General features: G+C 69.6%; 17 protein-coding genes. 6 read left to right on the forward strand and 11 right to left on the reverse strand.

The features are described 5' to 3' along the window. Positions 1–110 precede the first annotated feature (110 nt). The 3 genes from ACS5PM_RS02335 to ACS5PM_RS02345 are packed head-to-tail and all read left to right on the forward strand — an operon-like array spanning position 111 to position 2,654. Entirely contained in the window at positions 111–608 is a 498-nt protein-coding gene (locus ACS5PM_RS02335) for a CrpP-related protein (protein ID WP_439385004.1), read from the forward strand. Next, complete coding sequence (locus tag ACS5PM_RS02340) at positions 571–1,758, forward strand: zinc-binding metallopeptidase family protein (RefSeq protein ID WP_439385006.1); 1,188 nt, start codon at positions 571–573, stop codon at positions 1,756–1,758. The genes ACS5PM_RS02335 and ACS5PM_RS02340 overlap by 38 nt, the downstream gene beginning before the upstream one ends. Then, positions 1,755–2,654 carry a transglutaminase-like domain-containing protein gene (locus ACS5PM_RS02345; RefSeq protein WP_439385008.1) on the forward strand — a complete coding sequence of 300 codons (900 nt, stop codon included), beginning with the start codon at positions 1,755–1,757 and terminating at the stop codon, positions 2,652–2,654. The genes ACS5PM_RS02340 and ACS5PM_RS02345 overlap by 4 nt, the downstream gene beginning before the upstream one ends. A gap of 297 nt (positions 2,655–2,951) precedes the next feature. On the opposite strand, the gene rpoD is transcribed toward ACS5PM_RS02345, so the two are convergent. Then, the gene (rpoD, locus tag ACS5PM_RS02350; RefSeq protein WP_439385010.1) at positions 2,952–4,925 is read right to left on the reverse strand and encodes an RNA polymerase sigma factor RpoD; all 1,974 of its coding nucleotides are present in this window, start codon (positions 4,923–4,925) and stop codon (positions 2,952–2,954) included. Between the two features lie 452 nt (positions 4,926–5,377). Here rpoD and ACS5PM_RS02355 point away from each other — a divergent pair, with 452 nt between their 5' ends. Continuing rightward, on the forward strand, positions 5,378–7,066 hold the full coding sequence (locus ACS5PM_RS02355; RefSeq protein WP_439385012.1) for a multicopper oxidase family protein: 1,689 nt from the start codon (positions 5,378–5,380) through the stop codon (positions 7,064–7,066). A 4-nt stretch (positions 7,067–7,070) separates the two neighbouring features. On the opposite strand, the gene ACS5PM_RS02360 is transcribed toward ACS5PM_RS02355, so the two are convergent. Then, positions 7,071–7,559 carry a tetratricopeptide repeat protein gene (locus ACS5PM_RS02360; RefSeq protein ID WP_439385014.1) on the reverse strand — a complete coding sequence of 163 codons (489 nt, stop codon included), beginning with the start codon at positions 7,557–7,559 and terminating at the stop codon, positions 7,071–7,073. Continuing rightward, positions 7,559–9,151, reverse strand: coding sequence for a tetratricopeptide repeat protein (locus ACS5PM_RS02365; RefSeq protein ID WP_439385016.1), 1,593 nt, complete (start codon positions 9,149–9,151; stop codon positions 7,559–7,561). The genes ACS5PM_RS02360 and ACS5PM_RS02365 overlap by 1 nt, the downstream gene beginning before the upstream one ends. Positions 9,152–9,346: 195 nt before the next feature. Between ACS5PM_RS02365 and ACS5PM_RS02370 the strand changes: the two genes are divergently transcribed. Continuing rightward, positions 9,347–9,736: a BlaI/MecI/CopY family transcriptional regulator gene (locus tag ACS5PM_RS02370; RefSeq protein WP_439385018.1), complete on the forward strand. Its 390-nt coding sequence runs from the start codon at positions 9,347–9,349 to the stop codon at positions 9,734–9,736. Then, the gene (locus ACS5PM_RS02375) at positions 9,733–11,529 is read left to right on the forward strand and encodes a M56 family metallopeptidase (protein ID WP_439385020.1); all 1,797 of its coding nucleotides are present in this window, start codon (positions 9,733–9,735) and stop codon (positions 11,527–11,529) included. The genes ACS5PM_RS02370 and ACS5PM_RS02375 overlap by 4 nt, the downstream gene beginning before the upstream one ends. On the opposite strand, the gene ACS5PM_RS02380 is transcribed toward ACS5PM_RS02375, so the two are convergent. The 8 genes from ACS5PM_RS02380 to ACS5PM_RS02415 all read right to left on the reverse strand — a co-directional run bounded on the left by ACS5PM_RS02380 (position 11,501) and on the right by ACS5PM_RS02415 (position 25,340). Beyond that, positions 11,501–12,967, reverse strand: coding sequence for an MFS transporter (locus ACS5PM_RS02380; RefSeq protein WP_439385022.1), 1,467 nt, complete (start codon positions 12,965–12,967; stop codon positions 11,501–11,503). The two genes, ACS5PM_RS02375 and ACS5PM_RS02380, sit on opposite strands and share 29 nt — an antisense overlap. 93 nt (positions 12,968–13,060) lie before the next feature. After that, positions 13,061–14,056 (reverse strand): transglutaminase family protein, encoded by a 996-nt coding sequence (locus ACS5PM_RS02385; protein WP_439385024.1) that lies wholly within the window; start codon positions 14,054–14,056, stop codon positions 13,061–13,063. A 20-nt stretch (positions 14,057–14,076) separates the two neighbouring features. Then, positions 14,077–16,722: a circularly permuted type 2 ATP-grasp protein gene (locus tag ACS5PM_RS02390; RefSeq protein ID WP_439385026.1), complete on the reverse strand. Its 2,646-nt coding sequence runs from the start codon at positions 16,720–16,722 to the stop codon at positions 14,077–14,079. A 66-nt stretch (positions 16,723–16,788) separates the two neighbouring features. Beyond that, positions 16,789–20,292 (reverse strand): transglutaminase family protein, encoded by a 3,504-nt coding sequence (locus tag ACS5PM_RS02395; RefSeq protein ID WP_439385028.1) that lies wholly within the window; start codon positions 20,290–20,292, stop codon positions 16,789–16,791. Then, the gene (locus ACS5PM_RS02400; RefSeq protein WP_439385030.1) at positions 20,289–21,245 is read right to left on the reverse strand and encodes an alpha-E domain-containing protein; all 957 of its coding nucleotides are present in this window, start codon (positions 21,243–21,245) and stop codon (positions 20,289–20,291) included. The genes ACS5PM_RS02395 and ACS5PM_RS02400 overlap by 4 nt, the downstream gene beginning before the upstream one ends. Continuing rightward, the gene (locus tag ACS5PM_RS02405; protein ID WP_439385032.1) at positions 21,245–21,397 is read right to left on the reverse strand and encodes an alpha-E domain-containing protein; all 153 of its coding nucleotides are present in this window, start codon (positions 21,395–21,397) and stop codon (positions 21,245–21,247) included. The genes ACS5PM_RS02400 and ACS5PM_RS02405 overlap by 1 nt, the downstream gene beginning before the upstream one ends. A 15-nt stretch (positions 21,398–21,412) precedes the next feature. Further along, positions 21,413–22,849, reverse strand: a complete 1,437-nt coding sequence (locus tag ACS5PM_RS02410; RefSeq protein WP_439385034.1) for a circularly permuted type 2 ATP-grasp protein — start codon at positions 22,847–22,849, stop codon at positions 21,413–21,415. 16 nt (positions 22,850–22,865) lie between these two features. Beyond that, complete coding sequence (locus ACS5PM_RS02415) at positions 22,866–25,340, reverse strand: DNA internalization-related competence protein ComEC/Rec2 (protein WP_439385036.1); 2,475 nt, start codon at positions 25,338–25,340, stop codon at positions 22,866–22,868. Between the last annotated feature and the right edge of the window lie 55 nt (positions 25,341–25,395).

The following is a 25,395-nucleotide window of genomic DNA, read 5'->3' on the forward strand; positions in this document are numbered from 1 at the left end:
GTTCCCCGCTCGCATCAGCAGCGGGCCTCGGTCGATCTCCCCCTTCGTTGATTTTCTTGGCGTTCTGCAATGCGCAGGCATGTGCCTGCGCAGGACTCTGGAGGATCGAGATGACCCATCCCACAAGCGCGATGCGCTCCGCGAAGCCGGGGCCGCACAGGCGCGAGACATTGCGTGAAGCCCTGCAGACCTCGGTCGACATGCTGTTCCGACGCCGGGCCCGAGACATCCCGGAAGGCTATATCGACGACTACGTGGCGCTGAACTGGCTCGAATGGCGCGGCGGCGACCTGAAGCTGACGCCCCTGGGAGGCGAGATCTGCAGCGAGGCGTCCGGCAGATCCGAAACGCACGCCGCACTGGCACCGCCGGAACATGCCGAACTCGTCAGGCAGGGGGCCAAGGCGGCCGCCCGGGGCGACACCGCCTGTTCCAACCCCATGAGCAGCACGCAGAACGGGCCCGAAGCGACGGGGGAATCGCAAGAGCGATGGACCCAGCGCAGCGAGGCCTGGCTCGCGGGGCACGACCTGCAGTCCGCCATGGCTCGCCTGACCCGTCGCGGGGCCGATGCACGAGGCGAAGAGACTCCTGCGATCCGCAGCTGACCCCACGCTCTTGCCAAGCGCTCATGGCGTCGCGACGCCGCGTGCCTACCGGTGCCGCTGCGGCCGGCAGGTGTTCTTTCGGAACAGCCGTTGCCTCGCCTGCGAGGCCGCACTGGGCTATGTCCCTTCGCGGTGCGCCCTGTACCCGATGCAGGCCGCGGCCGAGCCGGACACCTGGCAGATCTCCCTCGACGGGACCCAGCCGCCGGCCGTGTACCGCCGGTGCGCCAATTTCGCCACCGCGGCGGCGTGCAACTGGCTCATCGAACCGGAGGAAGGCGGGGGTTCGACGCTTTGCCGGGCCTGCCGCCTCAACCGCACCATCCCCAACCTTTCGCAAGGCCGCAACCGGGCCCACTGGCTGTGCCTGGAAAGAGCCAAGCGCAGGCTCGTCTCGCAGCTCATCGGCCTGGGCCTTCCGGTGGCTTCCAAGGTGTCCGAGGACCGCGAACGCGGACTCGCCTACGACTTCCTGAGCAACCAGCCCGGGCAGCCGCGCATCATGACCGGGCATGCGCTTGGCGTCATCACGATCAATCTCGAGGAGGCCGACGATGTCGTGCGTGAGCGAACCCGTGTCGACATGGGCGAACCGTACCGCACGCTCCTGGGCCATCTGCGCCACGAGATCGGGCACTACTACTGGGCCCGGCTCATCGCGCGCACCGAATGGCAGGCCCCCTGCCGGCGCCTGTTCGGCGACGAGCGAAAGGACTATGCCCTCGCCCTGCAGACCCACTACGAGCGCGGCCCGCCTGCAGACTGGCGACAGCGCTTCGTCAGCGCCTACGCGAGCGTGCATCCCTGCGAGGACTGGGCCGAGAGCTGGGCGCACTATCTGCACTTGCGGGACAGCCTCGACACCGCGGCCAGCTTCGGCATGGAGCCCCAGCGGGTCGAAGGCGAGGCGGATGCCTTCGGCGTGGCCGACCTATGGCGGCCCAGAGCCAGCGGAGCCCAGGCTTTTCTCGATATGCTGCATCGATGGGTCCGGCTCACCGGCGCGATGAACGAGATGTCTCGCGCGATGGGGCAGCACGATTTCTATCCTTTCGTGCTGCCGCCGCCCGCGGTGGCCAAGCTCCGTTTCATCCACTGCACGGTCACCGGCTTCCCCGGCGGCCCACCGCACAGGAAAGGGTCCCCATGAACAGCAATGACGCCACGGCCAAGGTCCGCATCGACCTGCAGATAGGCCTGGGCTACCGGATCGAATCGCCCGGTGCCGATTTCATCTTCAACATCCACCCGGCCCATACCCCCTGCCAGTCGGTCTCGGCGGAGGAACTCTGGCTCAGCCAGCCCATCCGGCCCGACATCCAGACCGATCCCATCAGCGGCAACCGCTACTTGCGCCTGCAAGCCTTGCAGGGTGATCTGCAGCTGTCGTACCGGGCTACTGTGGAGCTGCGGCACCACCGCGCCGATCCCGCCCAGCTGCAGGAGATCCCCATCCAGCGGCTGCCTCTGGAGGCGCTGGGATACGTGTACCCGAGCCGCTATTGCGAGTCCGACAAGCTGCTGCGCCTGGCCATGAAGCAGTTCGGCCACCTGGCCCCCGGCTATCCGCGCGTGCAGGCCATCATGGACTGGGTGCAGCAGCAGGTCACCTTCACCTCGAACACCTCCAACCCCAGGACCTCGGCGATCGAGACGCTGGTCGAGCAGGTCGGCGTGTGCCGCGACTTCGCGCACCTGATGATCGCGCTGTGCCGGGCCGTCAACATCCCGGCGCGCTTCACCACGGGCACCGACTATGGCGCCGACCCTGCGCTCGGTCCGCCCGACTTCCACGCCTATGTCGAGGTCTACGTGGGCGACCGCTGGTACATCTTCGATCCCTCGGGCACGGGCATCCCGCTGGGCTTCGTTCGCATCGGCACCGGCCGCGATGCGGCAGACGCCGCCTTCGCCACCATCTTCGGCGGCGTCGTGCCGACCAGCGGTCCCATCATCTCGGCCACCGCATACGAAGACGCTTCGCAGAACTTCGTCCGCCCGCACCACACGCCCTTGGCCGTGTCGACGGACGCGCCCAAGCAGTAGCCCGACCTGATCAACCCATCGGGGCGCGCTTCGCGCCGCCCCTCCAAGCGGCGTGCGCGGATCCGGCTCCGCCGGTCCCGCTACGCACCTCTCGCCAGGTCTGCGTCGCCTTCCGAGCGCGCGCAGCGCCGCTCCCTTCAACGGCGTGCGCGAGCCCCTTCCGGGCAGGCCCCGGCAGGGGCGTGCCCTCCGAGCGCGCGCAGCGCCGCTCCCTTCAAGGGCGTGCGCGGATCCGGCTTCGCCGGTCCGCTGCGCGAGCCCCCTTGGGGGGCAGGCCCCGGAAGGGGCCGTGGGGGCCTAATCCAGGTAGGCCCGCACCTTCGACGACTGGCTGGGGTGGCGCAGCTTGCGCAGGGCCTTCGCTTCGATCTGGCGGATGCGCTCTCGCGTCACGTCGAACTGGCGCCCGACTTCCTCCAGCGTGTGGTCGCTGGTCATGTCGATGCCGTAGCGCATGCGCAGGACCTTGGCCTCGCGCGGCGACAGGCCCTCGAGCAGCTCGTTGACCGCACGACACAGGTCGGCCTGCAGCGAGGCCTCGACCGGGTCCGGGTTGTGGCCGTCCTCGATGAAATCGCCGACCGTCGCCTCGCCCTCGCCGCCCGCCGGCAGCTCCAGCGAGATCGGCTCCTTGGCGATCTGCATGATCTCGCGGATCTTGCCTTCCGGCAGCGCGAGCTTCGCGGCCAGCGTGGGCACGTCGGCGTGGAAGCCGAACTCGTGCAGATGCTGGCGGCTGGCGCGCGTGAGCTTGTTGATCGAGTCCATCACGTGCGCCGGCACGCGGATGGTGCGCGAGGTGTCGGCGATGGACCGCGTGATGGCCTGGCGGATCCACCAGGTCGCATAGGTCGAGAACTTGAAGCCGCGCCGGTACTCGAACTTGTCGACCGCCTTCATGAGGCCGACATTGCCCTCCTGGATCAGGTCCAGGAAGTGCATGCCGCGGTTCACGTACTTCTTGGCGATCGACACCACCAGCCGCAGGTTGGCCTCGATCAGCTCCTGCTTCGCTTCGAGCGAGGCGCGTTCTCCGTCGGCCATCCTCTGGTGGATGGCCTTGAGCTCGGCCAGCGGGATCACGCCGCGGCTCTGGATCTCGGCGAGCTTGGCCTGCAGGTCCTGCACGGCCGGCACCTGGCGGCCCAGCGCGGCGCTGTAGGACCGCCCCGCTGCCACCTCGGCCGGCGCCCAGGCCGGATCGAGGGCATGAGGCGGGAAGTGCTCGGCGAAGTGCGCCTGGGGCATGCCGCAGCGGTCGACGGCGATGCGGCGCAGCTCGCGCTCATGGCGGCGCACCTGCTCGACCTGTTCGCGCAGCAGGTCGCACAGGCGGCCTATGGTCTTGACGGTGAAGCGCACCGTCATCAGCTCATCGCTCAGGGCCTGCTGTGCGGCGCGGTAGCGGGCCGATCCATGCCCCTGGCGCTTGAACGCCTGGCCCAGGCGATCGAAGCTGGCCCGCATCAGGGCGAACTTGGCCAGCGCGGTGACCTTCATCTGCTCCTGCTGGCGGCTCAGGGCCTGGCCGCCGCCCTCGCCTTCCTCCTCGTCGTCCGCATCGTCGAAGGAGTCGTCCTCCTCCTCGGCGACGTAATCGTCGGCCTGGCCCTCGAAGACGAAGCCGTCGACCACGTCCGAGATGAGCAGCTCGCCCGTGGCGACCTTGTCGCCGCAATCGAGGATCTCGGCCATCACCATGGGCGACGAGGAGATGGCCAGCATCATGGCCTGCATGCCGGCCTCTATCCGCTTGGAGATCTCGACCTCGCCCTCGCGGGTCAGCAGCTCGAAGGTCCCCATGTCGCGCATGTACATGCGCACGGGATCGGTCGTGCGGCCGAAATCCGAGCCGACGGTGGCCAGCGCGGCCTCCTCCGCCTCTTCGTCGGTGGCCACGGCGGTCGCACCGCCCTCGACCAGGAGAGTGGCCGAATCAGGCGCCCGCTCGTAGACGGTGACGCCCATGTCGCCGAGCAGCTTGACCGTCGCGTCCAGCGATTCGGCATCGGCCAGCTTGTCGGGCAGGTGATCGCTGATCTCGCGCTGGACCAGGTAGCCGCGGGCCTTGCCTATCTCGATGAGCGAGCGCAGCTGGCTGCGGCGCAGCTCAGCCTCTTCCTCGCTCGGCCTCTCCACGTCGAGGCCGAACTCCCGGACGAGCGCACGCTGCTTGGATTTCGGCACCTTCATCCGCAGCGGCTTGGCGGCCTGCTTGGGTGCAGGCACCTCGTTGTCGAGAGCGCTGGGATCGGAGGGCGTGCGGATCATTCGGTTCCTAGGCGAGAGGAGGAAGCCGGTGGCCCATTGCCACACTGCCGGCCGCGACCGCAAAAAAACAAAAGCCCGCAGCCAGGGTCATTGGCGGCGGGCTGGCATTCCGGCAGGCCCCTCGGGGCTGCGGTGGACTGGCGCTGGTTCGAGTCAGGACCGGTCCGCCCAATGGTGCGGCCGGCTCGAGCGCGGAGGAAACAGGCAGTATATGCCCCCGGCCGGACACCCCCCGGCGGGCCTCCAGTCGCAACCCGTCCTCTTCCTGTGGGGATCGCGAGCAGGGCGATGGGCCGGCCTTGCCGATGCTGCCACTCAGCCATGGCGTTAGGTGATCGGGACAGGCATGACGGATGCCCCTGGCCGCCGCGCACAGAGGGGCGTCCGCAGTTGACACGCGTCAATCAGCCGCGCCGCGTCGCCGATACCCTGACGCGGCAGGAGGTGAAGTCATGACCTCGATCACTCGGCGTCGATTCGTGCAGTCCGGCCTGGCGACGGGCATCGTGCTGGGTTCCCCCGCCGCCTTCGCGGCATCCCCGGCATTCAAGGGCAGGCAGCTCGCGAAGTACCTGGAGCCTGTGCCGCTGCCAGGCGCCGGCATCGTGGTGGCAGCAGCCAGTGGAAAGAACGAGTACACGTTCACGCAGCGCGAGATCCGGCGGCAGCTTCATCCCGATCTGCCGCCCACGCCGATCTGGGCCTACGACGACGGTTCCGGCCTGAGCGGCCAGGCCGGCTCGTTCGGCATGGCGGTGGTCGCCCAAAGTGGAACTCCACTGACCCTGCACTTCAGGCACGCGCTGCCGAGGATCTATCCCGACTGGCTGCCGGTAGACACCCGATTGACGCCGCTCGGCGATCGGGTTCGCGTCATGACGCACCTGCACGGGGGTTTCGTGGCCGCCGACAGCGACGGCAGCCCCGCCACGACGCCGCTCGGCTTCGGCCCCGGCCAGACCCAGACCGTGCTGTACACCAACCAGGCGCCGCAGATGCCGGCCTCGCTGCTCTGGTTCCACGACCATGCCCTGGGCGCGACCCGCCTGAACGTCTTCGCCGGCCTCGCCGCGGCCTACATCCTCCGCGACCAGTTCGACACCGGCACGGAGCCCAATCCGCTGGGCGTCCCCGGGGGCGCCTACGAGATCCCGCTGGTGATCCAGGACCGCCAGTTCAACCCGGACGGCAGCTTCCTCTATCCACGCAGCGACATCGAAGGCACGACCTGGATCGGCGAGTATTTCGGCGACGTGATGCTCGTCAACGGCAAGGTGTGGCCGTATCTCGAGGTCGAGCCGCGGATGTATCGCCTGCGAATCCTCAATGGCTGCAACGCGCGCATCCTCCACCTCGACATCGGCGGTGCGACCTTCTGGCAGATCGGCGCCGAAGGAGGGCTGTTCGACATCCCGGTAAGGATGGAGCGGCTCGTGCTCGCTCCGGCCGAACGCGCCGACGTGATCGTGGACTTCAGCCGGTTTGCCGGGCATGCGGTGCCGCTGAAGAACCACCGCCCACCCCGGCCGGTTTCCAATCCCGCCCCTCCGCTCGCGGCGGTGATGCAGATCCGCGTCGGCACCCAGGTCACCCACGCGGGACCCTCGTCCATTCCGGCGAGCCTGCCGGGCCGCAAGGCCGATCTGCATGGCCCCGTGACCACGCGCTACATCACCCTGAACGAGGTCGAACCCGAAGAGGCGCAGTGGTCTCTCAATCTCAGCGCGGCGCGCTTCGATGAACCGGCGACCGAAAAGCCCAAAGCCGGTACCGTTGAGGACTGGGTCTACATCAACCTCACGGCCGACACCCACCCGATGCACCTGCACCTGGTCACTTTCCAGGTCATCGGCCGCACGCCCTTCGACGCCAAGGCGTATGCGGCCGCTTATGGCGGGCCACATGGCGTGCCCGGAGGTATAGACCCTTCGCCCTTCGCGACCGGGCCGATGCTGCCGCCGGAGCCCGAGGAAAGAGGCTTCAAGGACACGGTCAAGGTGAACCCCGGCTACTTCACGACGATCCGCGCGAAGTTCGATCTCCCGGATGGCGTGAGCGCGCCCCAGCGCTATGCGCACCACTGCCACATCGTCGAACACGAAGACAACGACATGATGCGTCCGTTCGTCGTGGTGCCCTGACGAACTACTTGGCGGCGGGTGCCGAAGCTGCAGCCTGGCGACGATGCGCATCGATGGCGGCCTGCAGGTCGCGCATCTCCTCGCAAGGCAGGGTGCAGATGGAGCGCAGCGCGTCGAGGTGCTTCTGCGCGCCGGCCACGTCGCCCACCATCAGGTAGGCCTCGCCGATGTACTCGTGCGCGCTGCGGTGGCGGGGGTCGATGGCCAGGGCGCGCTCGTAGTGCTCGAAAGCCTTCGGGAATTGCCCCAGGTTGCGGTAGGTGTAGCCCAGCTCGTTGTGGAGATTGGCCGCCTCGGGAAACCGCTTGAGCGCCGCCACGAAGCGCGGCAGAGCCGCAGTAAAGTCGCGCGCCTTCACGGCCTTCAGTCCAGCCGCATAGTCCGCGTCCGCGCTGAGCGCCTGGTCGTCGCCATCGTCGGACGGGGCGCCGCTGGTACCGCCGGCAGCACACGCCAACGCGCCGGCGATCAGCAATGCGCGGCGGGGCACCATCACTTCGCCGCGACGTAGCTCTTGGCCTGCGCGATCACCGGCAGTGGCGTGTCGGCGTCCTTCGTCAGCTCGAGCAGCCTGGCGTAGTGCTGACGCGCCTTGTCTCGGTCACCAGCTGCCTCGGCGGCCGCCGCCGCGCCCGCGTAGCCGCGCAGGCGATTGGGCTCGCGCAGCTGCGACCGCTCGAACTCCTTCAGCGCCGCTTCTGGCTGCTTCAGCTCCATCAGCATCTCACCCAGCAGCTCCCGCGCGGGCACGATGCGCCCCGGCGTGACGATGTGCTTCTCGCTGCGGTCCTCGAGGTCGGCGGCCGCGCGCATCAGCCGCACCGCCTCGTCGGGCTGCCCCTTGGCCTTGGCCAGCCAGGCGGCGACCGTGATGCGCTGCACCTCGACTTCGGTCGCCCAGTAGTTGTTCTTCGCCTCGACGAGCGCCTTGTTCTGTGCCTCGAGCTTGAGCGCGTCCTGCTCGGCGGCGGCCACATGGCCCATGCGCGCTGCGCCGAGCGCGCGCGCAAACGCTGTGATCGCCTCGCAATGGGGAAATGCCGTTCCCTGCATCGGCAACTGGGCTGCGGCAGCCCAGTCGCCTCGCTCCATCGCCAACCGCGCAGGCATCGCCACGGCCGCGTAGGGGCCGGCGAACTGGGGCAGCGTGGCCCCGCCTGCGCTCTTGAACTCGTCGAGAACGCGGCGCGCATCCTGGTCGCGGCCGAGCTGAAGGTCCGCGTAGACGAGGTAGTCGGCCGCGTGGTAAGCCTCGGCCGTGCTGCCGTCCTTCCTGGCGGCGTCGGCGGAGCGGCGGTTCAACGCCACGGAATCCTGCCAACTGCCGACGCGGGTGAAGATGTGCGAAGGCATGTGCAAGGCGTGCGGCGCATCGGGTGCGATGGCGGCATATTTGCGCGCCGCCGGCAGGCCCTGGCTGGCGATGGGCGGCGCGTCGTAGATGTGGATCAGGTAGTGGGCCACGCCGGGATGGTCCGGGTACTTGACGAACTGCTTCTCCAGGATGGCCGCGGCCTTGAGGTAAGCGGCGTAGGTCTGGTCGGACTGCGCCTGCGTCCCGGCGAGGTAGAGCGCAGAGAAGATCTGCGCCTCGTCGTCGTCCGGGTACTTGGCGGCCAGGGCCTCGAATGCCTGCGAGCGCGAAAGCTGGCGGGCCCGCTCGGGCCGGTCGGCGAAATCGACGTAGTAGGCGGCGACCGCCTCGACGTAATCACGCTCGCGCTGGGTCTTCGCGCCGGAGCTGCGCGCATGCTTGATCGCGGCCATCGCGGCCTCGGCCCCCTTGGGCGATGCGCCCTGCCCCGCCAGCGGGTTGTTCATCAGCAAGGCGGCGATGCCGAAATCCGCCACCGCGCAGTCAGGGTCGTCCTCCAGCACGTGGCGGAAGGTCTTCTCGCCGGCGTTGAACCAGAACGAATGCAGCATGGCGACGCCACGCTGCAGTTCCTTCTGGACCTTGGCGTCGCACGAGTTCGCGAAATGGACCGTGCCGAGTTGACCGGTGCCGGGCTCGGACTCGTGGGCACCGGCCGGTGCTGTCATCGCCAACGCCAACGAAGCCGCCGTGAGAGTCGTCCATCGCATGATGTCCTCCAATCGGACCGATGACCGTGCGGGAAGCTGCCGTGCAACCCGTCGATTCTGCGCGCCGGCCCGACCGGCGGCAAGGCCGAATCTGCGCTGGACCCGGAGCTCGCGCCGCGAGCGAATGCAGGATGTAGACAAGACGTTCTAGAACAACTATTCTGGACGCATCGTCGACCCCTGATGCGAGTGTCCATGGCGACCGTTCCCAAGCCCACTGCCGCCGAGCTGGAGCTGCTGAAAGTGCTCTGGCAGCTCGGCCCTTCCACGGCGAAAGCCGTGCACCAGCAGGCCAGCCAGACGCGCCCCGAGCTGGCCAGCGCCACGGTGCTGCGGCAACTCCAGGTCATGCACGCCAAGGGGCTGGTGACGCGCGACGAGAGCCAGCGCTCCCACGTCTATGCGGCCAGGCAGGCGCAGGGGCAGCTGCAGACCCGGCTCCTGCGCGACTTCATCGGCCGGGCCTTCGGCGGCTCCGGCAAGGCGCTGGTGCTCGCGGCGCTGCGCGGGCATGTCAGCGCCGCCGAGCGGGCGGAGATCCAGCGCCTGCTGGCCGAGACCGAGGCAAAGGAGGCCAAGAGATGAACGCCGCGCTGGAGGAAGTCGTCGTTCGCCTGGGCATGGCGCTGCTGCATTTCGTCTGGCAAGGGGCGCTGGTCGGTTGCCTCGCCGCCATCGGCCTCGCCCTGCTGCGCAACGCTCGCCCGCAGGCGCGCTATGCGCTCTGTGGCACGGCGCTGGTGCTGTGCATGTGCCTGCCTGCGTGGCACGTCCTGGCTCCCGCGCCTGCGCCGGCAGAAGCCTGGATGAGCGAAGCGCCGATCCATGTCGCAGGCGTCACGGCAACGATGCCGCATCGAGTCCAGGCCCTGTCCGTGGCAGCCCTGGCGCCCGGCCTGCCGGCAGTCGTGCTGATCTGGAGCATCGGGGCGGCTCTGATGTCGCTGCGGCTGGCGCTGGGCGTCGGCTGGGTGCGGCGGCTCCATGTTGCCGCCCGTGCTTCGAACCATCGCATCGATCCGGTCTGGACGGCGCGGCTGGCTGAGCTGGCGCAGCGCATGGGCCTGCGCCGGCTGCCGCGCCTGCATGTGCTGGAAGGCGTGGAAGGGCCGGTCACGGTCGGCCGCTGGCGCCCGATCATCCTGTTGCCCGCGGCCCTGCTCGCGCGCATGCCGGCCGAGCTGCTGGAGGCATTGCTGGCCCACGAGCTCGCGCACATCCGGCGGCTGGACTACCTGGCCAACCTCGTCCAGAGCATCGTCGAGGTGCTGCTGTTCTATCACCCCGTCGTCTGGTGGCTTTCGCACCGCATCCGCATCGAGCGGGAGCAGATCGCCGACGACCTGGCCGCCGAAGCGCTCGGCAATCGCCGCCAACTGGCGCTGGCCCTGTCCGAACTGGCGCGATGGCAGTCGCCCCAGCCCCTGCTCGCCCTCGCTGCAAAAGGAGGAAGCCTCATGACACGCATCAGACGTCTGGTCCGGCCGATACATCAACCGCTGGGCGGCAAGCTGCTGCTCCCGTTCGCCGGGTTGGCCGCGCTGGCGATCGCCGCGCATGCGTCAGGGTTGGCGGCAGCCGCCGCGCCGGTGGCTCGTACGCCGGCTGCATCCACCGTGCCGGCCACCCAGGCCGTCCAGCGCCCCAGCGAGACGCGCGACGACCGCCAGCCCTTCGCCTTCGCCTTCATCTCGGAGGACGGCAGCAGCACGATGTCGGCCGATGACCAGGACATGCGCGAACTGCAGGCCCGGCGCAAGGGCATCCACGGCGACTTCCTGTGGGTGCGCCAGGGCACGCAGCGCTACGTGGTGACGGATCCGGCGGCGCTCGCCGAAGTCCGGGCGTTGTGGGCGCCGGTCCAGGCCTTCGATGCGAAGATGGACGAGCTCGGCCAGCAGATGGACGCGCAGTCGGAAGCGCTGGAGCGCGTGGCCCGCGAGACCGAGGCTGTGCACGAGGCGCCCGCAGCCGAACTCCAGGCGCTCGGCAAGGAGATGGCCCTGCTGCAGAAGCAGCGCGACAAGGCGCAGGCCGAGGTCGACAAGCTCACGCGAAGGATGAACACCACCCGCGACGAGAAGCAGCTCGCCAGGCTCGAGCAGCAGCAGGAGCAGCTGGAGAGGTCGCTGGAGCCGCTGGACGAATCCATCGAGGCCTTGAGCGATCAGATGGACAGGGTGAGCGAATCCTTGGAACAGGCCCTGCACCAGAGATCGGCCCAGCACGAACAGCAAGCAGACCAGGCGATGGAGGAGCTGGGCCGCCAGATGGAGGCGCTGAGCCGCCAGCAGGAAGCCGCCGAGAAGGCCGCCGAAGAGCAGCTGCGCGCGCTGCTCCAGGATCTCGTCAGGCGGGGCCTCGTGCGGCAGGGTTGACCGCGAGGCGGTCGGGCTCGTCGGCGCCCAAGGGAGGCGCCACGTGCTCCAGGGGCTTGCACTCGGCATCGACCGCGTAGCGCCAGGCGATCGCCGAGGCGACAAGCACCAGTGCCGCGCCTACCGCATAACCCACGAACACGTTGCCGCGGCTGCCGGTGGCGATGAGCGCCCCGAAGAGCGCGGGCGCGGCAAAGCCGCCGACCCCCGTTCCGACGGCGTAGAAGATCGAGATGGAGAGCGCGCGCATCTCGAGCGGGAACACCTCGCTCACCGTCAGGTAGGCCGAGCTCGCTGCCGCGGAGGCGAGGAAGAACACGCCCGACCAGGCGAGCGTCTGGGTGGTCGCATCCAGCACGTCGAAGACAAAGCCCAGGCCTGTGAGTGCGAGGCCCACGCCGGAAAGCGCATACGTCGCGGCGATCATGACGCGGCGGCCTATGCGGTCGAACAGGGGCCCGAGCAGCAGCGGCCCCAGCACGTTGCCGGCGGCGAACGGGAAGATGTACAGCGCGACGTCCGCCTCGCCCACGCCATAGAAGCGGGTGAGCACCAGGGCGTAGGTGAAGAAGATGGCGTTGTAGAAGAAGGCCTGCGAAACCATCAGGGCCAGCACCAGCGCGCTGCGTCGCCGGTAGCGCCGCAGCAGCACGTGCGCCACCTCGCCCATCGTCGGCAGCCGCGTGCGCCCGACGGGCAGCGCCGCGTGCGCAGGCAGCTCGGCCAGCGGCTGGCCGGAGCTGGCGCGCACGCTGTTCTCGATGTCCATCAGGATGCGCTCCGCCTCTTCGGTGCGCCCGCGCGCGATGAGCCATCGAGGGCTTTCGGGGACGTAGCGGCGCACGAGCACGATCGCCAGCGCGAGGACACCGCCGGCGAGGAAGGCGACGCGCCAGCCGAGCTGCGGGCCCAGCACGCGCTCGTCGAGGAGCACCAGCGAGAGCAGCGCGCCCAGCGCGGCGCCGACCCAGAAGCTGCCGTTGATGGCGAGGTTGACGCGGCCGCGCACGCGGGCCGGGATCAACTCGTCGATGGCCGAGTTGATGGCCGCGTATTCGCCGCCGATGCCGATGCCCGTGACGAACCGGCACGCGGCGAAGCCCCAGAAGCCGCCGGTGAACGCCGTGGCCATCGTCGCCGCCATGTAGACCACGAGGGTCAGCAGGAACAGGCGCTTGCGTCCCAGGCGGTCGGCCATGCGGCCAAAGGCGAGCGCACCCAGCACGGCGCCGCCGACGTAGAGCGATCCCGCCCAGCCGACCTGGGCTGCGCCGAGGCCGAGCGTGTCGCCGCGCTCGAGCACGCTGCCGATGGAGCCGACGATCGTCACCTCGAGTCCGTCCAGGACCCAGGCGACGCCCAGCGCGATCACGACGCGCCAGTGCCAGGGCGACCACGGCAATCGGTCGAGCCGGGCCGGAATGCTATGGGAGGCCACGGGCCGGACTATCGCCGAATCGGCCGCGGCAAGGGACCGCTTCAGGCTACGAATTGCAAGGGCGCGAGAGCCCTCGTCGTGCGGACGGCCGCGCTACGGTGCCATCGGTGTCACGGTCACCGCCACGCGCGGCACCGCGCTGCCGCCGCCCCGGATCACCCCCCGCAGCGGCGCGACATCCGCGTAGTCCCGCCCCCAGCCCAGTGCGACATGGTCCGTGCCGACCACCACCGCATTCGTCGGATCGAGCCGTATCCAGCCCTGGGCCGGGCACCACACCTGCACCCAGGCATGGCTCGCGTCGGCACCGACCAGGCGGGGCTGGCCCGGCGGCGGCTGCGTCAGCAGGTAGCCGCTGACGTAGCGCGCCGCCAGACCCAGCGAGCGGCACGCGCCGATCATCACGTGGGCGAAGTCCTGGCACACGCCGCGCAGCTCGGCCAAGGCTTCGGGCGCGCGGGTGGCGACGTTGGTGGATTGCGGTTCGTAGGTGAAGCGCTCGTGGATGAGGTGCATCAGGGCCAGCGAACCGACCACCACCGAGGCCCCTGGCGTGAAGGCCTCGCGCGCGAAGGCGGCCAGGGCCGCGTCCCGCGGAGCGTAGGTGGAGGGCAGGCTGAACTCGACCTCCTCGCTTCGCACCGCGCCGGCGTGGTAGCGGAGCTCCTGCGCCGCTTCTTCCCACGGCGGGCTGTTGTCGGGGTCGGGCTCGGGCATGTGACGCAAGCCCGCCTCGAAACTGCTGACGACCTGCAGCCTGGCGTGAACGCGGGCGTGGCTGAAGGCCACTCGCGTGTTGCCCCAGCTGTCGACGCTGCTCTGGCCCTGGGGCACGCCGCCGTCGACTATGGGCCGGCCTTGCAGCCATTCGTCGGGCGGGGGATCGACGTAAAGGCGCCAGTCGCGCACCTGCTGCCGCGGTGTCTCTCTGGGGGCGAGGTGGGCGATGTGGTGGGCCAGCTCGACCGGCGCGTCGTAGTCGTACACGGTCTCGTGGCGGACCTTCAGCCAGACCAGGTCGTCGGCCTGGCCGGACACGGCCTGCAACGGCGGCGCGGCTTCGGGGATGGAAGCGGTGGATTCGTTCATCGTGGCCCTGCCCTCTTCCATCACTGCCACACCGCGCGGTCCACGCCGCTCACGTGCGAGAACAGGCGCCGGCTCAGCGCATCCGACAGAGAGAGGGCGAGGGTGCTGCAATCCTGAAGCGCCGCCACCAGCGTGGCATGGCCGCCGTCGGCGTCTTCGGCGGCCATCACGTCCAGCGGCCAGTCCTCGGGGCGCGGCAGGGTCTGCGCCAGCTCGTGGGCCCACAGGGGCTCGTGGCGGGCCAGCTTCACGAAGCGGTCGCGCATGGTGCGGGCCACCCACGCGAGCGAGCGCGGGTTGTCGGTGTCGTGGACCAGGAGGTGCAGCAAGGGCGGTACCTCGCGCCGGGCCTGGAACTGGGCGCGGTAGGTGATGGTGGAGTCGAACACGCCCAGCAGCAGCGCGAAGCCGTCGTCTAGCCGGTGCAGGCCGTGCTCGAAGCCGGTGGACAGGGCGTGGGCCAGGAAGTCCAGGCGCTCGATCTGGCGGCCGACGCTCAGCAATCGCCAGCCGTCGTCGCGGGTCATTCGATCGGTCTGGGCGCCGGTGATGGCAGCCAGGTGCGTGGTGACGCGGTTGAGCACGCCCAGCGCGTCGGCCAAGGGCTCGCTGGCCGGGCTTTGCATGACCTGCTCGTAGTGCTGCTCGAAATGCTCGCCCACCTCGTGGATGAGCTTCCAGTGCTCTTGCGAAAGGCGTTCGCGCAACGCCTGCGCGCAGCCCTTGAGCGAGCGCAGGTTGAAGGCGACGCTGTAGCTGGACTCCGCATCGCCAAGGGCATAGACCAGCGACCGCTCGAAAAGGCGCAGGCTCTGTTCAGGGGACGGCACGCCGGCGCCGACCAGGCCGTGGCGTCGCGCCAGCGCATCGAGCACCGCCAGCGACGGGGGCGACGCGTCGTAGACGAAGCTGCCGGACAAGGCCTCCAGCGTCAGGCGCGCGAGGCGGACGGAGTTCTCCGCCCGCTCGGTGTAGCGGCCCAGCCAGAAAAGGTTCTCGGCCGAGCGGCTGGTCACCGTGCGATGCCAGCCCTGCAGATCCGCCGCCGTGAGCGGCTTGGGCAGCAGGCTGGTGGTGTCGACCTCGCCTTCGGTCTGGACCCAGGTGTCGGCGCTGGCGCTGCCGCGCTGCATCGACAGCCACGGGTCGTGCGCGCCGTCGCGGCGGTGGCTCACGCGTGTCAGTCCTCCTGGGAGGACGCGCCAGCCGCCCGCTCCATCGCTGACCGCGAATACTCGTAGCACCGCCGCGCGGGGCTCGAGCACCCCTTCGCGCCAGACGGGCGTCTCGCTCGGCCGCACGCGCGCCTGCAGGGTGTGCGCGGCCGGGTCGCCCTCGATGCGCGCCTGCAGGGCGGCGCGCGCGCCGGGCGCGAGTGCGGCGGCGACGAGCGGCGCAAAGCCGCTGGTGCCCGTGCCGGTGACCTCATTGGCGGGAAAGGTCGGGGCCACCACGTAATCGGCCAGCTTGGGCGCCAGCTTCTGCCAGACGGCCTCTTCGCCGCACCACCAGGTGGTGGTCGCGGGCAGCAGCAACTCCTCGCCCAGGAGCTTTTCGGCCACGCCGGGCCAGAAGGCCATCAGGCCGGGGCTTTCCAGCCAGCCGGCGCCCGGGGCGTTGGCCACCACCACTTCGCCCGCCCGCATGGCCTGCAGCAGGCCGGGCACGCCGAGGGCGGAGTCGGGGCGCAGCTCCAGCGGGTCGAGGTAGTCGTCGTCGACGCGGCGCAGCAGCACGTGCACCCGCTCCAGGCCGTGAAGGGTCTTGAGGTACAGGCGGTTGCCGCGCACCGTCAGGTCCCCGCCCTCGACCAGGGTCAGCCCGAGGTAGCGGGCGAGGAAGACCTGCTCGAAGTAGGTCTCGCTGTGCGGGCCCGGCGTGAGCAGGACGACGCGCGAGCGTTCGCCGGCGGGCGACAGTCGCAGCAGGCCTTGCAGCAGGGTCTGGAAGCTCGCGGCCACCCGCTGCACGTGCAATCCGCGGAAGGCCTCGGGAAACTGCTGGGCGATGATGAGCCGGTTCTCCAGCAGGTAGCCCAGGCCCGACGGAGCCTGGCAGCGCTGGGCCAGCACGCGCCAGCCGCCGTTCACCCCGCGGGAAAGGTCGAAGGCCGCGACGTGCAGGTGCACGCCGCCGCGCGGGGTGATGCCGTGCATGGGCCGCAGGTACTGCGGGTGTCCCAGCACCAGCGAAGGCGGCAGCAGGCCCTCGTCGAGCAGGCGGCGTTCACCGTAGACATCCGCCATCGCCGCGTTGAGCAGGCGGGCGCGCTGGGCGATGCCCGCCTCGATGCCGGCCCATTCGTCGGCCGCGATGAGCATGGGCAGCAGCTCCAGCGGCCATTGGCGCAGGGCCTGGCGGTTGCTCTCTTCGGAATAGACGTTGTAGGTGGCGCCGTCCTCTTGCACGCGGCGCTGCACGCGCTGCGCTCGCGCGGCGAGGTCCTGCCAGCCCGAGGTGCCGCCGGCGTCGAAGAACTGGCGCCAGAGCGGGGCGATGGTGGTGCGCGAGGCGCCGGGCGCGTTCAGGCGGCCGTGGAGCTCGTCGAAGTGGCCTTCGCTGCCTGACAAGGCGGCGGCAGAGGCCAGGATGGCCGGTTCGGGGAGCTCGTCGGGCAGCAGGCTGGGCTGCTGGCGGGACGGATCCGCGGGCGGAGGGAGGGACATGGGTCAATCATGCCTGCGCTGGCAGGCCGGCACCCTCGGGAGCCGCCCTGCCGGTGCGAAGGCACGTCATGCTTTGCGCAGATCCAGCGTGAACGGGAACTCCAGGCTGCGCACTGGCGGCGGAACCTGCTGCGTGCCCACCGTGTGGCCCATGTCGAAGAAGCGCGCCAGGCGGCGGCTCTCGGCCTCGTAGGCGTTGACCGGGAAGGTGACGTAGTTGCGCCCGCCCGGGTGGGCCACGTGGTACTGGCAGCCGGCCAGCGCGCGGTTCATCCAGGTGTCCACCAGGTCGATGGTCAGTGGCACGTGGGCACCTATGGTGGGATGCAGGGCCGAGGGCAGCTGCCAGGCGCGGTAGCGCACGCCGGCGACGTACTCGCCCGCCCGGCCGGTGGGCTGCAGCGGCAGCGCCACGCCGTTCACCGCGACGCGGTGGCGCGGGTCGACCAGGCCGCTCACGTGCACCTCGATGCGCTCCAGCGACGAATCCACATAGCGCACCGTGGTGCCGGCGGCGCCCTCTTCGCCCATCACGTGCCAGGGCTCCAGCGCATTGCGCAGGGTCACGTGCACGCCGCGGGATTTCAGCTCGCCGATCTTGGGGAAGCGGAACTCGAAGTGCGGCGCGAACCAGCTGTCGTCGAAGGCGTAGCCGGCCCCGGCCATGTCCTGCAGCACGTCCTCGAAATCCATCCTGACGAAGTTGGGCAGCAGGAAGCGGTCGTGCAGCTCGGTGCCCCAGCGCACCAGCGACGCCTGGTAGGGCTCGCGCCAGAAGCGCGACACCAGCGCGCGCAGCAGGAGTTGCTGCACGATGCTCATGCGCGCATGCGGCGGCATCTCGAACGCACGCAACTCCAGCAGCCCCAGCCGCCCGGTGGATGAATCCGGCGAGTAGAGCTTGTCGATGCAGAACTCGCTGCGGTGGGTGTTGCCGGTGACATCGACCAGCACGTTGCGCAGCGTGCGGTCGACCAGCCAGGGCGGCATGTGCTCACCGTGGACCTTCTTCGCCTTGGCGATCTCTCCGATGGCGATCTCGAGTTCGCGCAGCTGGTCGTTGCGGGCTTCGTCCACCCGGGGCGCCTGGCTGGTCGGGCCGATGAACAGGCCCGAGAACAGGTAGCTCAGGCTCGGATGGTTGTGCCAGTACGCCAGCAGCGAAGCCAGCAGGTCCGGCCGCCTCAGGAAGGGCGAATCGCTCGGCGTGGAGCCGCCCAGCACGAAGTGGTTGCCGCCGCCGGTGCCGGTATGGCGGCCGTCCAGCATGAACTTCTCGCTCGACAGGCGCGACTGGAAGGCGGCCTCGTACAGGAACTCGGTGTGCTGCACCAGCTCGCGCCAGGAGTGCGCGGGGTGGATGTTGACCTCGATGACGCCGGGATCCGGCGTGACCTGCAGCAGCTTCAGCCGCGGGTCGCGCGGGGGCGGGTAGCCCTCGAGCACGATCTTCACGCCTTGCTCGGCGGCCGTGGCCTCCACGGCGGCGAGCAGCTCGAGGTAGTGCTCCAGCGCCTGCAGCGGCGGCATGAAGACGTAGAGCACGCCGGTGGCCTGGCCTTGCGACTCGGCCTTGGGGCCGTTGGCGCGGCGCGGGTCGCGCACTTCCACGCACACCGCCGTGCGGGTGATCCAGTGGGCCGACTGCTGGCGCGAGGGGAAGGCGGTGCTGAGAAAGGAAGCCGCGGCGGCCGATGTGGGATCGCCCGTGTCTCCCGCGGCTGCAGCCAGGCCTTGCGCGCCCTCCTCTCGCGGCCAGGGCTCGCCCCGGCGGCGCCATTGGACGGCCACCGTGCCGCCCTCGGCAAAGCCGGCGGCCTCGGGGCCGGGGTAGCCACCGCCGGCGTACTGGGCCCGCAGCGTGGCGGCCGCGGGCAGCTGGTCGCGCGGGGCGAAGGGGTCGTGCTCGTGCAGGTAGGGGAAATCGCCCTTGCTGACCCACGGCAGCGAATCGAGCGGCAGCCGGTAGCCCATGGGCGAGTCGCCCGGCGTCAGGTACATGCGCTCGTCGCGGAAGAACCAGGGGCCGGTCTGCCAGCGCGAGCCTTGCAGGGCCGGGCCTTCTGCGCGCTTGATGGGCAGCACGTAGCCCACCTCGTGCTCCAGGCCCTGGGTGAAGACGCGGCGCAGGCGCATCCGCTCCTGCTCGTTGTCCAGCTTGGCATCGAACGGGTCGACATTCACCGGCAGACGGCGCTCGCGCCAGAGGTAATACCAGGTGTCCTCGTGGCCGGTCTGCACGTACTGCGTGTCCAGCCCCAGGCGCCCAGTGAGCGCGTGGAGGAAGCGCTTGGCATCGGCGCTCGTGTAGGCGTGCGGGTCGCGCTCGTCGGCGAACAACGAGGGATCGTGCCAGCAGGGCTGGCCATCGGCGCGCCAGTAGATGGACAGGGCCCAGCGCGGCAGCTGTTCGCCGGGGTACCACTTGCCCTGGCCGAAGTGCAGGAAGCCTCCCTGGCCGTATTCGGCGCGCAGGCGCTGCACCAGGTCCTGCGCGTACATGCGCTTGGTCGGGCCGAGGGCATCGGTGTTCCACTCCGCGCCGTCGCGGTCACCCACTGCCACGAAGGTGGGCTCGCCGCCCATGGTGAGGCGAACGTCGCCGGCCTGCAGGTCGGCATCGACCTGGTCGCCGAGCTGCAGCACGCCGGTCCATTGATCCTCGGTGTAGGGCCGGGTGACGCGCGGCGACTCCCAGATGCGGGTGATCGCCATCTCGTGGCTGAACTCGACCTCGGATTCGTCCACCGCGCCGCTCACCGGCGCCGCGCTGGAGGGCTGGGGCGTGCAGGCCAGCGGAATGTGGCCCTCGCCGGCCATCAGGCCGGACGTGGGGTCGAAGCCTATCCAGCCGGCGCCCGGCAGGTAGACCTCGCACCAGGCATGCAGATCGGTGAAATCCACCTCCGTGCCGCTGGGGCCGTCCAGCGCCTTCACGTCCGGCGCCAGCTGGATCAGGTAGCCGGAGACGAAGCGTGCCGCCAGGCCGAGATGGCGCAGCGTCTGCACCAGCAGCCAGCCGGTGTCGCGACAGGAGCCGCTGGCCTTGAGCAGCGTCTCCTCCGGCGACTGCACGCCCGGCTCCATGCGGATGAGGTAGCCGATCTCGTTCTGCAGCCGCTGGTTGAGGCCGACGAGGAAGTCGATGGTGCGCGCCTCTTCGCGAGGAATGCTGTCGAGGAAGCGGCGCATGGCCGGCGTGGCGAAATCCGCCACCAGGTACGGCGCCAGCTCGCGCGCGAGCCCGGGCTCGTAGGTGAAGGGGAAAGTTTCGGCACCGGGCTCGAGGAAGAAGTCGAACGGGTTGTAGACCGACATCTCGGCCACGAGGTCGACCGTGACCTTGAACTCGGTCGTCTTCTCCGGGAAGACCAGGCGTGCCAGGTAGTTGGCGAACGGATCCTGCTGCCAGTTGATGAAGTGCTCTGCCGGCTCGACCTTCAGCGAGTACGACAGGATGTTGGTGCGGCAATGCGGCGCGGGCCGCAGGCGGACCACTTGGGGCGAGAGGGCAACCCGGCGGTCGTACTTGTAGTGAGTGACGTGCTTCAGCGCAACATGGATGCTCATTCGGATGTCACCAGGAAGTCGCGGCTGATGCCGAGGCCCAGGTCGCCGACGCGGTCGAGGAACTGGGTGAGATAGGCGTGCAGCCCGGTGGCGAGGATCTCGTCGATGCGGCCGAACTCGAGATCGGCCAGCAGGCGGCCGGCGCGGCGGCGGGTGTCGGCGGATTGCTCGTTGGCCACCAGCTTGAGGTTGGAGACGACCTCCTGCATGCAGGCCGCGAGCGAGCGCGGCATGTCGTGGCGCAGGATGAGCAGCTCGGCCACCTTCTCCGGCGTGATCACGTTGCGGTAGACCTTGCGGTAGACCTCGAAGCCGGAAACCGAGCGCAGGATGGCGGACCAGTGATAGAAGTCGTACTCGCTGTCGCGCTCGCTCGCCGCCCCGTAGAAGTCGCTTTGCACCGCGTGGAACTTCACGTCCAGCAGGCGTGCAGTGTTGTCGGCCCTCTCCAGCGAAGCGCCTATGCGGATGAAGTGGAAGGCCTCGTCCTGCAGCATGGTGCCCACGCTGACGCCACGCGACAGGTGAGAACGGAACTTGACCCACTCGAACACGGCACCCGGGTCGCGCGCCAGCAGGCCGTCGCGCATGAGGCGGTTGAACTCCAGCCAGGTCTGGTTGGTGGTCTCCCAGACCTCGGTGGTGAGCGTGCCGCGCACGGCCCGCGCGTTCTCGCGCGCGGCGCGCAGGCACGAGAGGATGGACGAGGAGTTGTGCTCGTCCTTGACCATGAAGGCCATCACCTGCCGGGGGTTGATGCCGCCGTAGCGCTTGGTGTAGTCGTCGGTCAGCTCCGAGATGCTGAGCAGGCCTTGCCAGCCTTGCTCGGCCACGGCCGCAGACTGGGGCAGCAGTGCCGTCTGGTAGTTGACGTCGAGCATGCGGGCGGTGTTTTCGGCCCGCTCCATGTAACGGGCCATCCAGAAAAGATGGTCGGCAGTTCGCGAAAGCATCAGGCAGTCCTCCCCATGGCCGAAAACACCGCGCACGCTGGCGCGTGCGGCCGTGTTGTGGCTTCGCCGCAAGCGCTTTGCGCTTGAACCGCCCGCTCCATGTAACGGGCCATCCAGAAAAAACGGTCGGCGGTACGTGAAAGCATGTGCATGGCTCCCGTCGACTTTCAGTCTTCGAGCACCCAGGTGTCCTTCGTGCCACCGCCTTGCGACGAGTTGACGACGAGGGATCCTTCCTTCAGTGCCACCCGCGTCAGGCCGCCGGGCACCAGTTGCACGTCCGTGCCTGAGAGCACGAAGGGACGCAGGTCGATGTGGCGCGGGGCGATGCCCGATTCGACGAAGGTCGGGCAGGTGGACAGGCTCAGCGTGGGCTGGGCGATGTAGTTGCCGGGGTTGGCAATGAGGTGTTCGCGGAACCTGGCGATCTCGTCCTTGGTGGAGGCCGGACCGACGAGCATGCCGTAGCCACCCGCGCCGTGGACTTCCTTCACCACCAGGTCGGACAGGTGGTCCAGGACGTACTGCAGGTCGCCCGCGTCGCGGCACAGGTGGGTGGGCACGTTGTTGAGGATGGGCTTCTCGCCGAGGTAGAACTCGATCATCTTCGGCACGTAGGGATAGATCGACTTGTCGTCGGCGATGCCGGTGCCGATGGCATTGCACAGCGTCACGTTGCCGGACTTGTAGGCATTGACCAGCCCGGCGCAGCCGAGCGTCGAATCCTTGCGGAAGACCAGCGGGTCGATGAAGTCGTCGTCGATGCGGCGGTAGATCACGTCGACCCGCTTCGGCCCTTGCGTGGTTCGCATGAAGACGAAGCCGTCCTTGACGAACAGGTCCTGGCCCTCGACCAGCTCCACGCCCATCTGCTGGGCGAGGAAGGCGTGCTCGAAGTAGGCCGAGTTGTACATGCCGGGGGTCAGCACCACCACCGTCGGCTCGTTCACGCCACTGGGCGCGACGCTGCGAAGCGTCTCCAGCAGCAGGTCGGGGTAGTGGGCCACCGGGGCGACGCGGTGGTCGCTGAAGAGCTCGGGGAACAGCCGCATCATCATCTTGCGGTCTTCGAGCATGTAGCTCACGCCGCTGGGCACGCGCAGGTTGTCCTCCAGCACGTAGTAGGTGCCGCTGCCGTCGGGGTTGGCGGCGCGCACGATGTCGATGCCGGCGATGTGCGAGTAGACGTTCTGCGGCACCGACACGCCCATCATCTCGGGCCGGAACTGCGCGTTGTCCAGGATCTGCGCCTCGGGGACGATGCCCGCCTTGAGGATCTCCTGGCCGTGGTAGATGTCGTGGATGAAGCGGTTCAGGGCGGTGACGCGCTGGCGCAGGCCCTTTTCCATCTCGCGCCATTCGTGCGCCGGGATGACCCGGGGAATGAGATCAAACGGGATCAGCCGCTCGGTGCCCTCTCCGTCGTCCTTGTCGCCATAGACGGCGAAGGTGATGCCCACGCGGCGGAAGATGACCTCGGCCTCCTCGCGCCGGCTCTTCATGATGTCCCGCGGTTGTTGCGACAGCCATTGGTCGTACATGCGGTAGTGCTCGCGCACCGTGGCGCTCGTCGCCTGCATCTCGTCGAAGCTCGGTCTTGTCATCCAGACTCTCCTTGACCTACTCGTTAGCAACAACCGCACCACCCGCGGGCGACGTGGCCGGGGGCTGCCAATGCCAGTATCGCCGCTGCACGACGCGTGTGCACCATGCACCGGCATCATTCGAAAACCATGCACCGCAGTGGTCCGTGCGCACCACCGGGATGCCCGCGGCGGCGTAGCGGGCCAGCACGGCGGGATGCGGGTGGCCGAAGCGGCTGCGGTAGCCGGCCTGCGCGATGGCGACGCGCGGCCGGACGGCGGCCAGGAAGGCAGCGGTGGACGAGGTCTGGCTGCCGTGGTGGGGAATGAGCAGGATGTCGCTGCGCAGCGCCGGGCCCAGACGCTCGGCCAGCGCCGCTTCCTGGTCGGCCTCGATGTCGCCGGTCAGCAAGGCACTGTGGCCGGCGGAATCCGCCACGCGGAGGACGCAGCTCATCGCGTTGGGCTTCAGGCCGGGGTGCCAGGCGCCTGCGGCGGGATGAAGGACCTCGAAATGCACGCCGTCCCAGTCCCAGGACTGGCCTGCCTCGCAGTCCACGTGCGGCACATTCAAGCCGCCCGGGCCGGTGGACTGGCGCAAGGCGTGCCCCGGCTCCAGCCCGGTTCGCAGTTCACCCACCGGCAGCGCGGCCAGCAGCGCAGGGGCACCGCCGACATGATCCGCATCGCGGTGGCTCAGCACCAGGCTGTCCAGGCGAGTCTCGCCGCGCGCCCGAAGCAACGGCAGCAGCACTCGCTGGCCGGCGTCGTTGTCCTGCCCGTAGCTGGGGCCGGTGTCGTGCAGCAGCAGGTGGTTGGCGGTGCGCACGAGGATGGCGCTGCCCTGCCCCACGTCGGCGGCCAGCAGTTCGAAGCGGCCCGACTCGGGGCGCTGCACTGGCGGCGCGAGCAGAGGCAGCAGCAGCGGCAGGCCCGCCAGCCGTGCCTTCCACGGCAGCGGCAGCACCAGCAGGGCACCGCCTGCAAGCCCCAGGGCGCCGGCCCACACAGGCGCGGCCGGCACCGACCACACGGCCATCGGCAGCGGCGCGAGCAACCGCAGCAAGGCGAGCAGAGGCTGCAAGGCCCAGCCGGCCAGCGCCCACAGCGGCGACACCACCAGCCCGGCCAGCGCCAGCGGCGTGACGACCAGCGTCACCCACGGCACTGCGACGAGGTTCGCGAAGAAACCGACGATCGAGATCTGCTCGAACAGCAACAGGGTGAGCGGAGCCAGGGCCAGCGTGGCCACCACCTGCTGTCGCAGGGCGCCGTAGAGCACGCCGCTCAGGCGTTGCCGCCAGCTCATCGCCTGGTCCGCAGCGCCCGCAGGCCCTTGGCTGGCAATCAGCAAGGCCACCGCGACGAAGGACAGCCAGAAGCCCGGCTGCAGCAAGGCCCACGGGTCCACCGCCGCGACGGCCGCGCCGGCCACGAGGCAGACCAGCAACGGCGGCCAGCGCAGGCCGAGTTGCAGCAGGCCGACGGTCAACCCCAGCATCCAGACGGTGCGCTGTGCCGGGACGCCCCACCCCGCGACCAGCGCATACCCCGTGGCCATCAGCACCCCGCCCCAGCGCGCGGCGAAGGGCGCCGGCCAGGCATGCATCAAGCGCGGGCTGGCGCGCCACAGGCGCCCGATGAGCGCCGAGGCCAGCCAGGCGAACAGGGTGACGTGCAGGCCGCTGATGCTCATCAGATGGGCGACGCCGGTCTGGCGGAACAGCGCCCAGCCCGGCGAATCGATGGCCGATTGGTCGCCGACCGTGAGCGCCGCCAGCACGCCGGCGACCTCGGGCGCGCCGCCCTTGAGCAGCGCGGCATCGCGCCACCGTTGTCGTGATGCGTCGAGCTGCTCGTCGAGCCGCCACCCGCGCGGTCCGTCCAGGCGCTTGGGGTCGGTCGGCGCGCTGGCGCGCACGCTGCCCGTCGCTCCAATGCCTTGCTCGAAAAGATAAAGCTCCGCGTCGAAACCCTCGGGGTTCATCGCGCCGTGCGGCCGCTTCAGGCGCAGCGGAAGTTGCCAGCGCTCGCCCGCCATCGCATGCTGGGGCGCGCCGGCCATGCCGGATTCGCCGAGGCCGGCGCGGGGCCACGACAGCCACAGATGCGAGGGCAGTGCCACTGGCTGCCCTTGGGCGTTGCGGGCCGGCCCGTCCGGTGCGAACACGAAATGCAGCCCTTCGGCATCGACCTGGGGCAAGCGCACGATGCGGCCGGTCGTCACGAGATCGATGCCTTCGAGCGCGGCCGGCAGCGTTTCGGCCACCCGGCCGTCACCGCGCAGACCCGCCAGGCCGAAGGCCAGCAACGCGCTGACGGCAATGGCAACGGCCGCACCCATGGCCCGCAGGCGGGCCTGACGCAAGCGCGCCGCCGCCGTCACTCCGCCCACCAGTGCCAGCCCCGACAGCCCCGCCATCAGCCCGTAAGCCGTCGTCGGCCAGAGCTCCGGTTGCTGCAGCTGACATGCCGTACCCGCCAGCCAGGCCAAGGCCAGCGCGGCAATCACTCCTCCCTGCATGCCCCAGTGTAGGATGCCCGCCGCACTGATTTTTCGCTGGAGA

The organism is Ideonella flava, assembly GCF_051857595.1.
In the GTDB taxonomy this organism is placed as follows: domain Bacteria; phylum Pseudomonadota; class Gammaproteobacteria; order Burkholderiales; family Burkholderiaceae_C; genus Ideonella.

Bases quoted from the DNA above. Each gene is read 5' to 3' on its own strand.
- ACS5PM_RS02390 (WP_439385026.1), bottom strand. From the start codon at position 16,722: ATGTCCCTCCCTCCGCCCGCGGATCCGTCCCGCCAGCAGCCCAGCCTG.
- ACS5PM_RS02410 (WP_439385034.1), bottom strand. From the start codon at position 22,849: ATGACAAGACCGAGCTTCGACGAGATGCAGGCGACGAGCGCCACGGTG.
- ACS5PM_RS02395 (WP_439385028.1), bottom strand. From the start codon at position 20,292: ATGAGCATCCATGTTGCGCTGAAGCACGTCACTCACTACAAGTACGAC.
- ACS5PM_RS02355 (WP_439385012.1), top strand. From the start codon at position 5,378: ATGACCTCGATCACTCGGCGTCGATTCGTGCAGTCCGGCCTGGCGACG.
- ACS5PM_RS02400 (WP_439385030.1), bottom strand. From the start codon at position 21,245: ATGCTTTCGCGAACTGCCGACCATCTTTTCTGGATGGCCCGTTACATG.
- ACS5PM_RS02345 (WP_439385008.1), top strand. From the start codon at position 1,755: ATGAACAGCAATGACGCCACGGCCAAGGTCCGCATCGACCTGCAGATA.
- ACS5PM_RS02340 (WP_439385006.1), top strand. From the start codon at position 571: ATGCACGAGGCGAAGAGACTCCTGCGATCCGCAGCTGACCCCACGCTC.
- ACS5PM_RS02335 (WP_439385004.1), top strand. From the start codon at position 111: ATGACCCATCCCACAAGCGCGATGCGCTCCGCGAAGCCGGGGCCGCAC.
- ACS5PM_RS02365 (WP_439385016.1), bottom strand. From the start codon at position 9,151: ATGCGATGGACGACTCTCACGGCGGCTTCGTTGGCGTTGGCGATGACA.
- ACS5PM_RS02360 (WP_439385014.1), bottom strand. From the start codon at position 7,559: ATGGTGCCCCGCCGCGCATTGCTGATCGCCGGCGCGTTGGCGTGTGCT.
- rpoD (WP_439385010.1), bottom strand. From the start codon at position 4,925: ATGATCCGCACGCCCTCCGATCCCAGCGCTCTCGACAACGAGGTGCCT.
- ACS5PM_RS02405 (WP_439385032.1), bottom strand. From the start codon at position 21,397: ATGCACATGCTTTCACGTACCGCCGACCGTTTTTTCTGGATGGCCCGT.
- ACS5PM_RS02370 (WP_439385018.1), top strand. From the start codon at position 9,347: ATGGCGACCGTTCCCAAGCCCACTGCCGCCGAGCTGGAGCTGCTGAAA.
- ACS5PM_RS02375 (WP_439385020.1), top strand. From the start codon at position 9,733: ATGAACGCCGCGCTGGAGGAAGTCGTCGTTCGCCTGGGCATGGCGCTG.
- ACS5PM_RS02385 (WP_439385024.1), bottom strand. From the start codon at position 14,056: ATGAACGAATCCACCGCTTCCATCCCCGAAGCCGCGCCGCCGTTGCAG.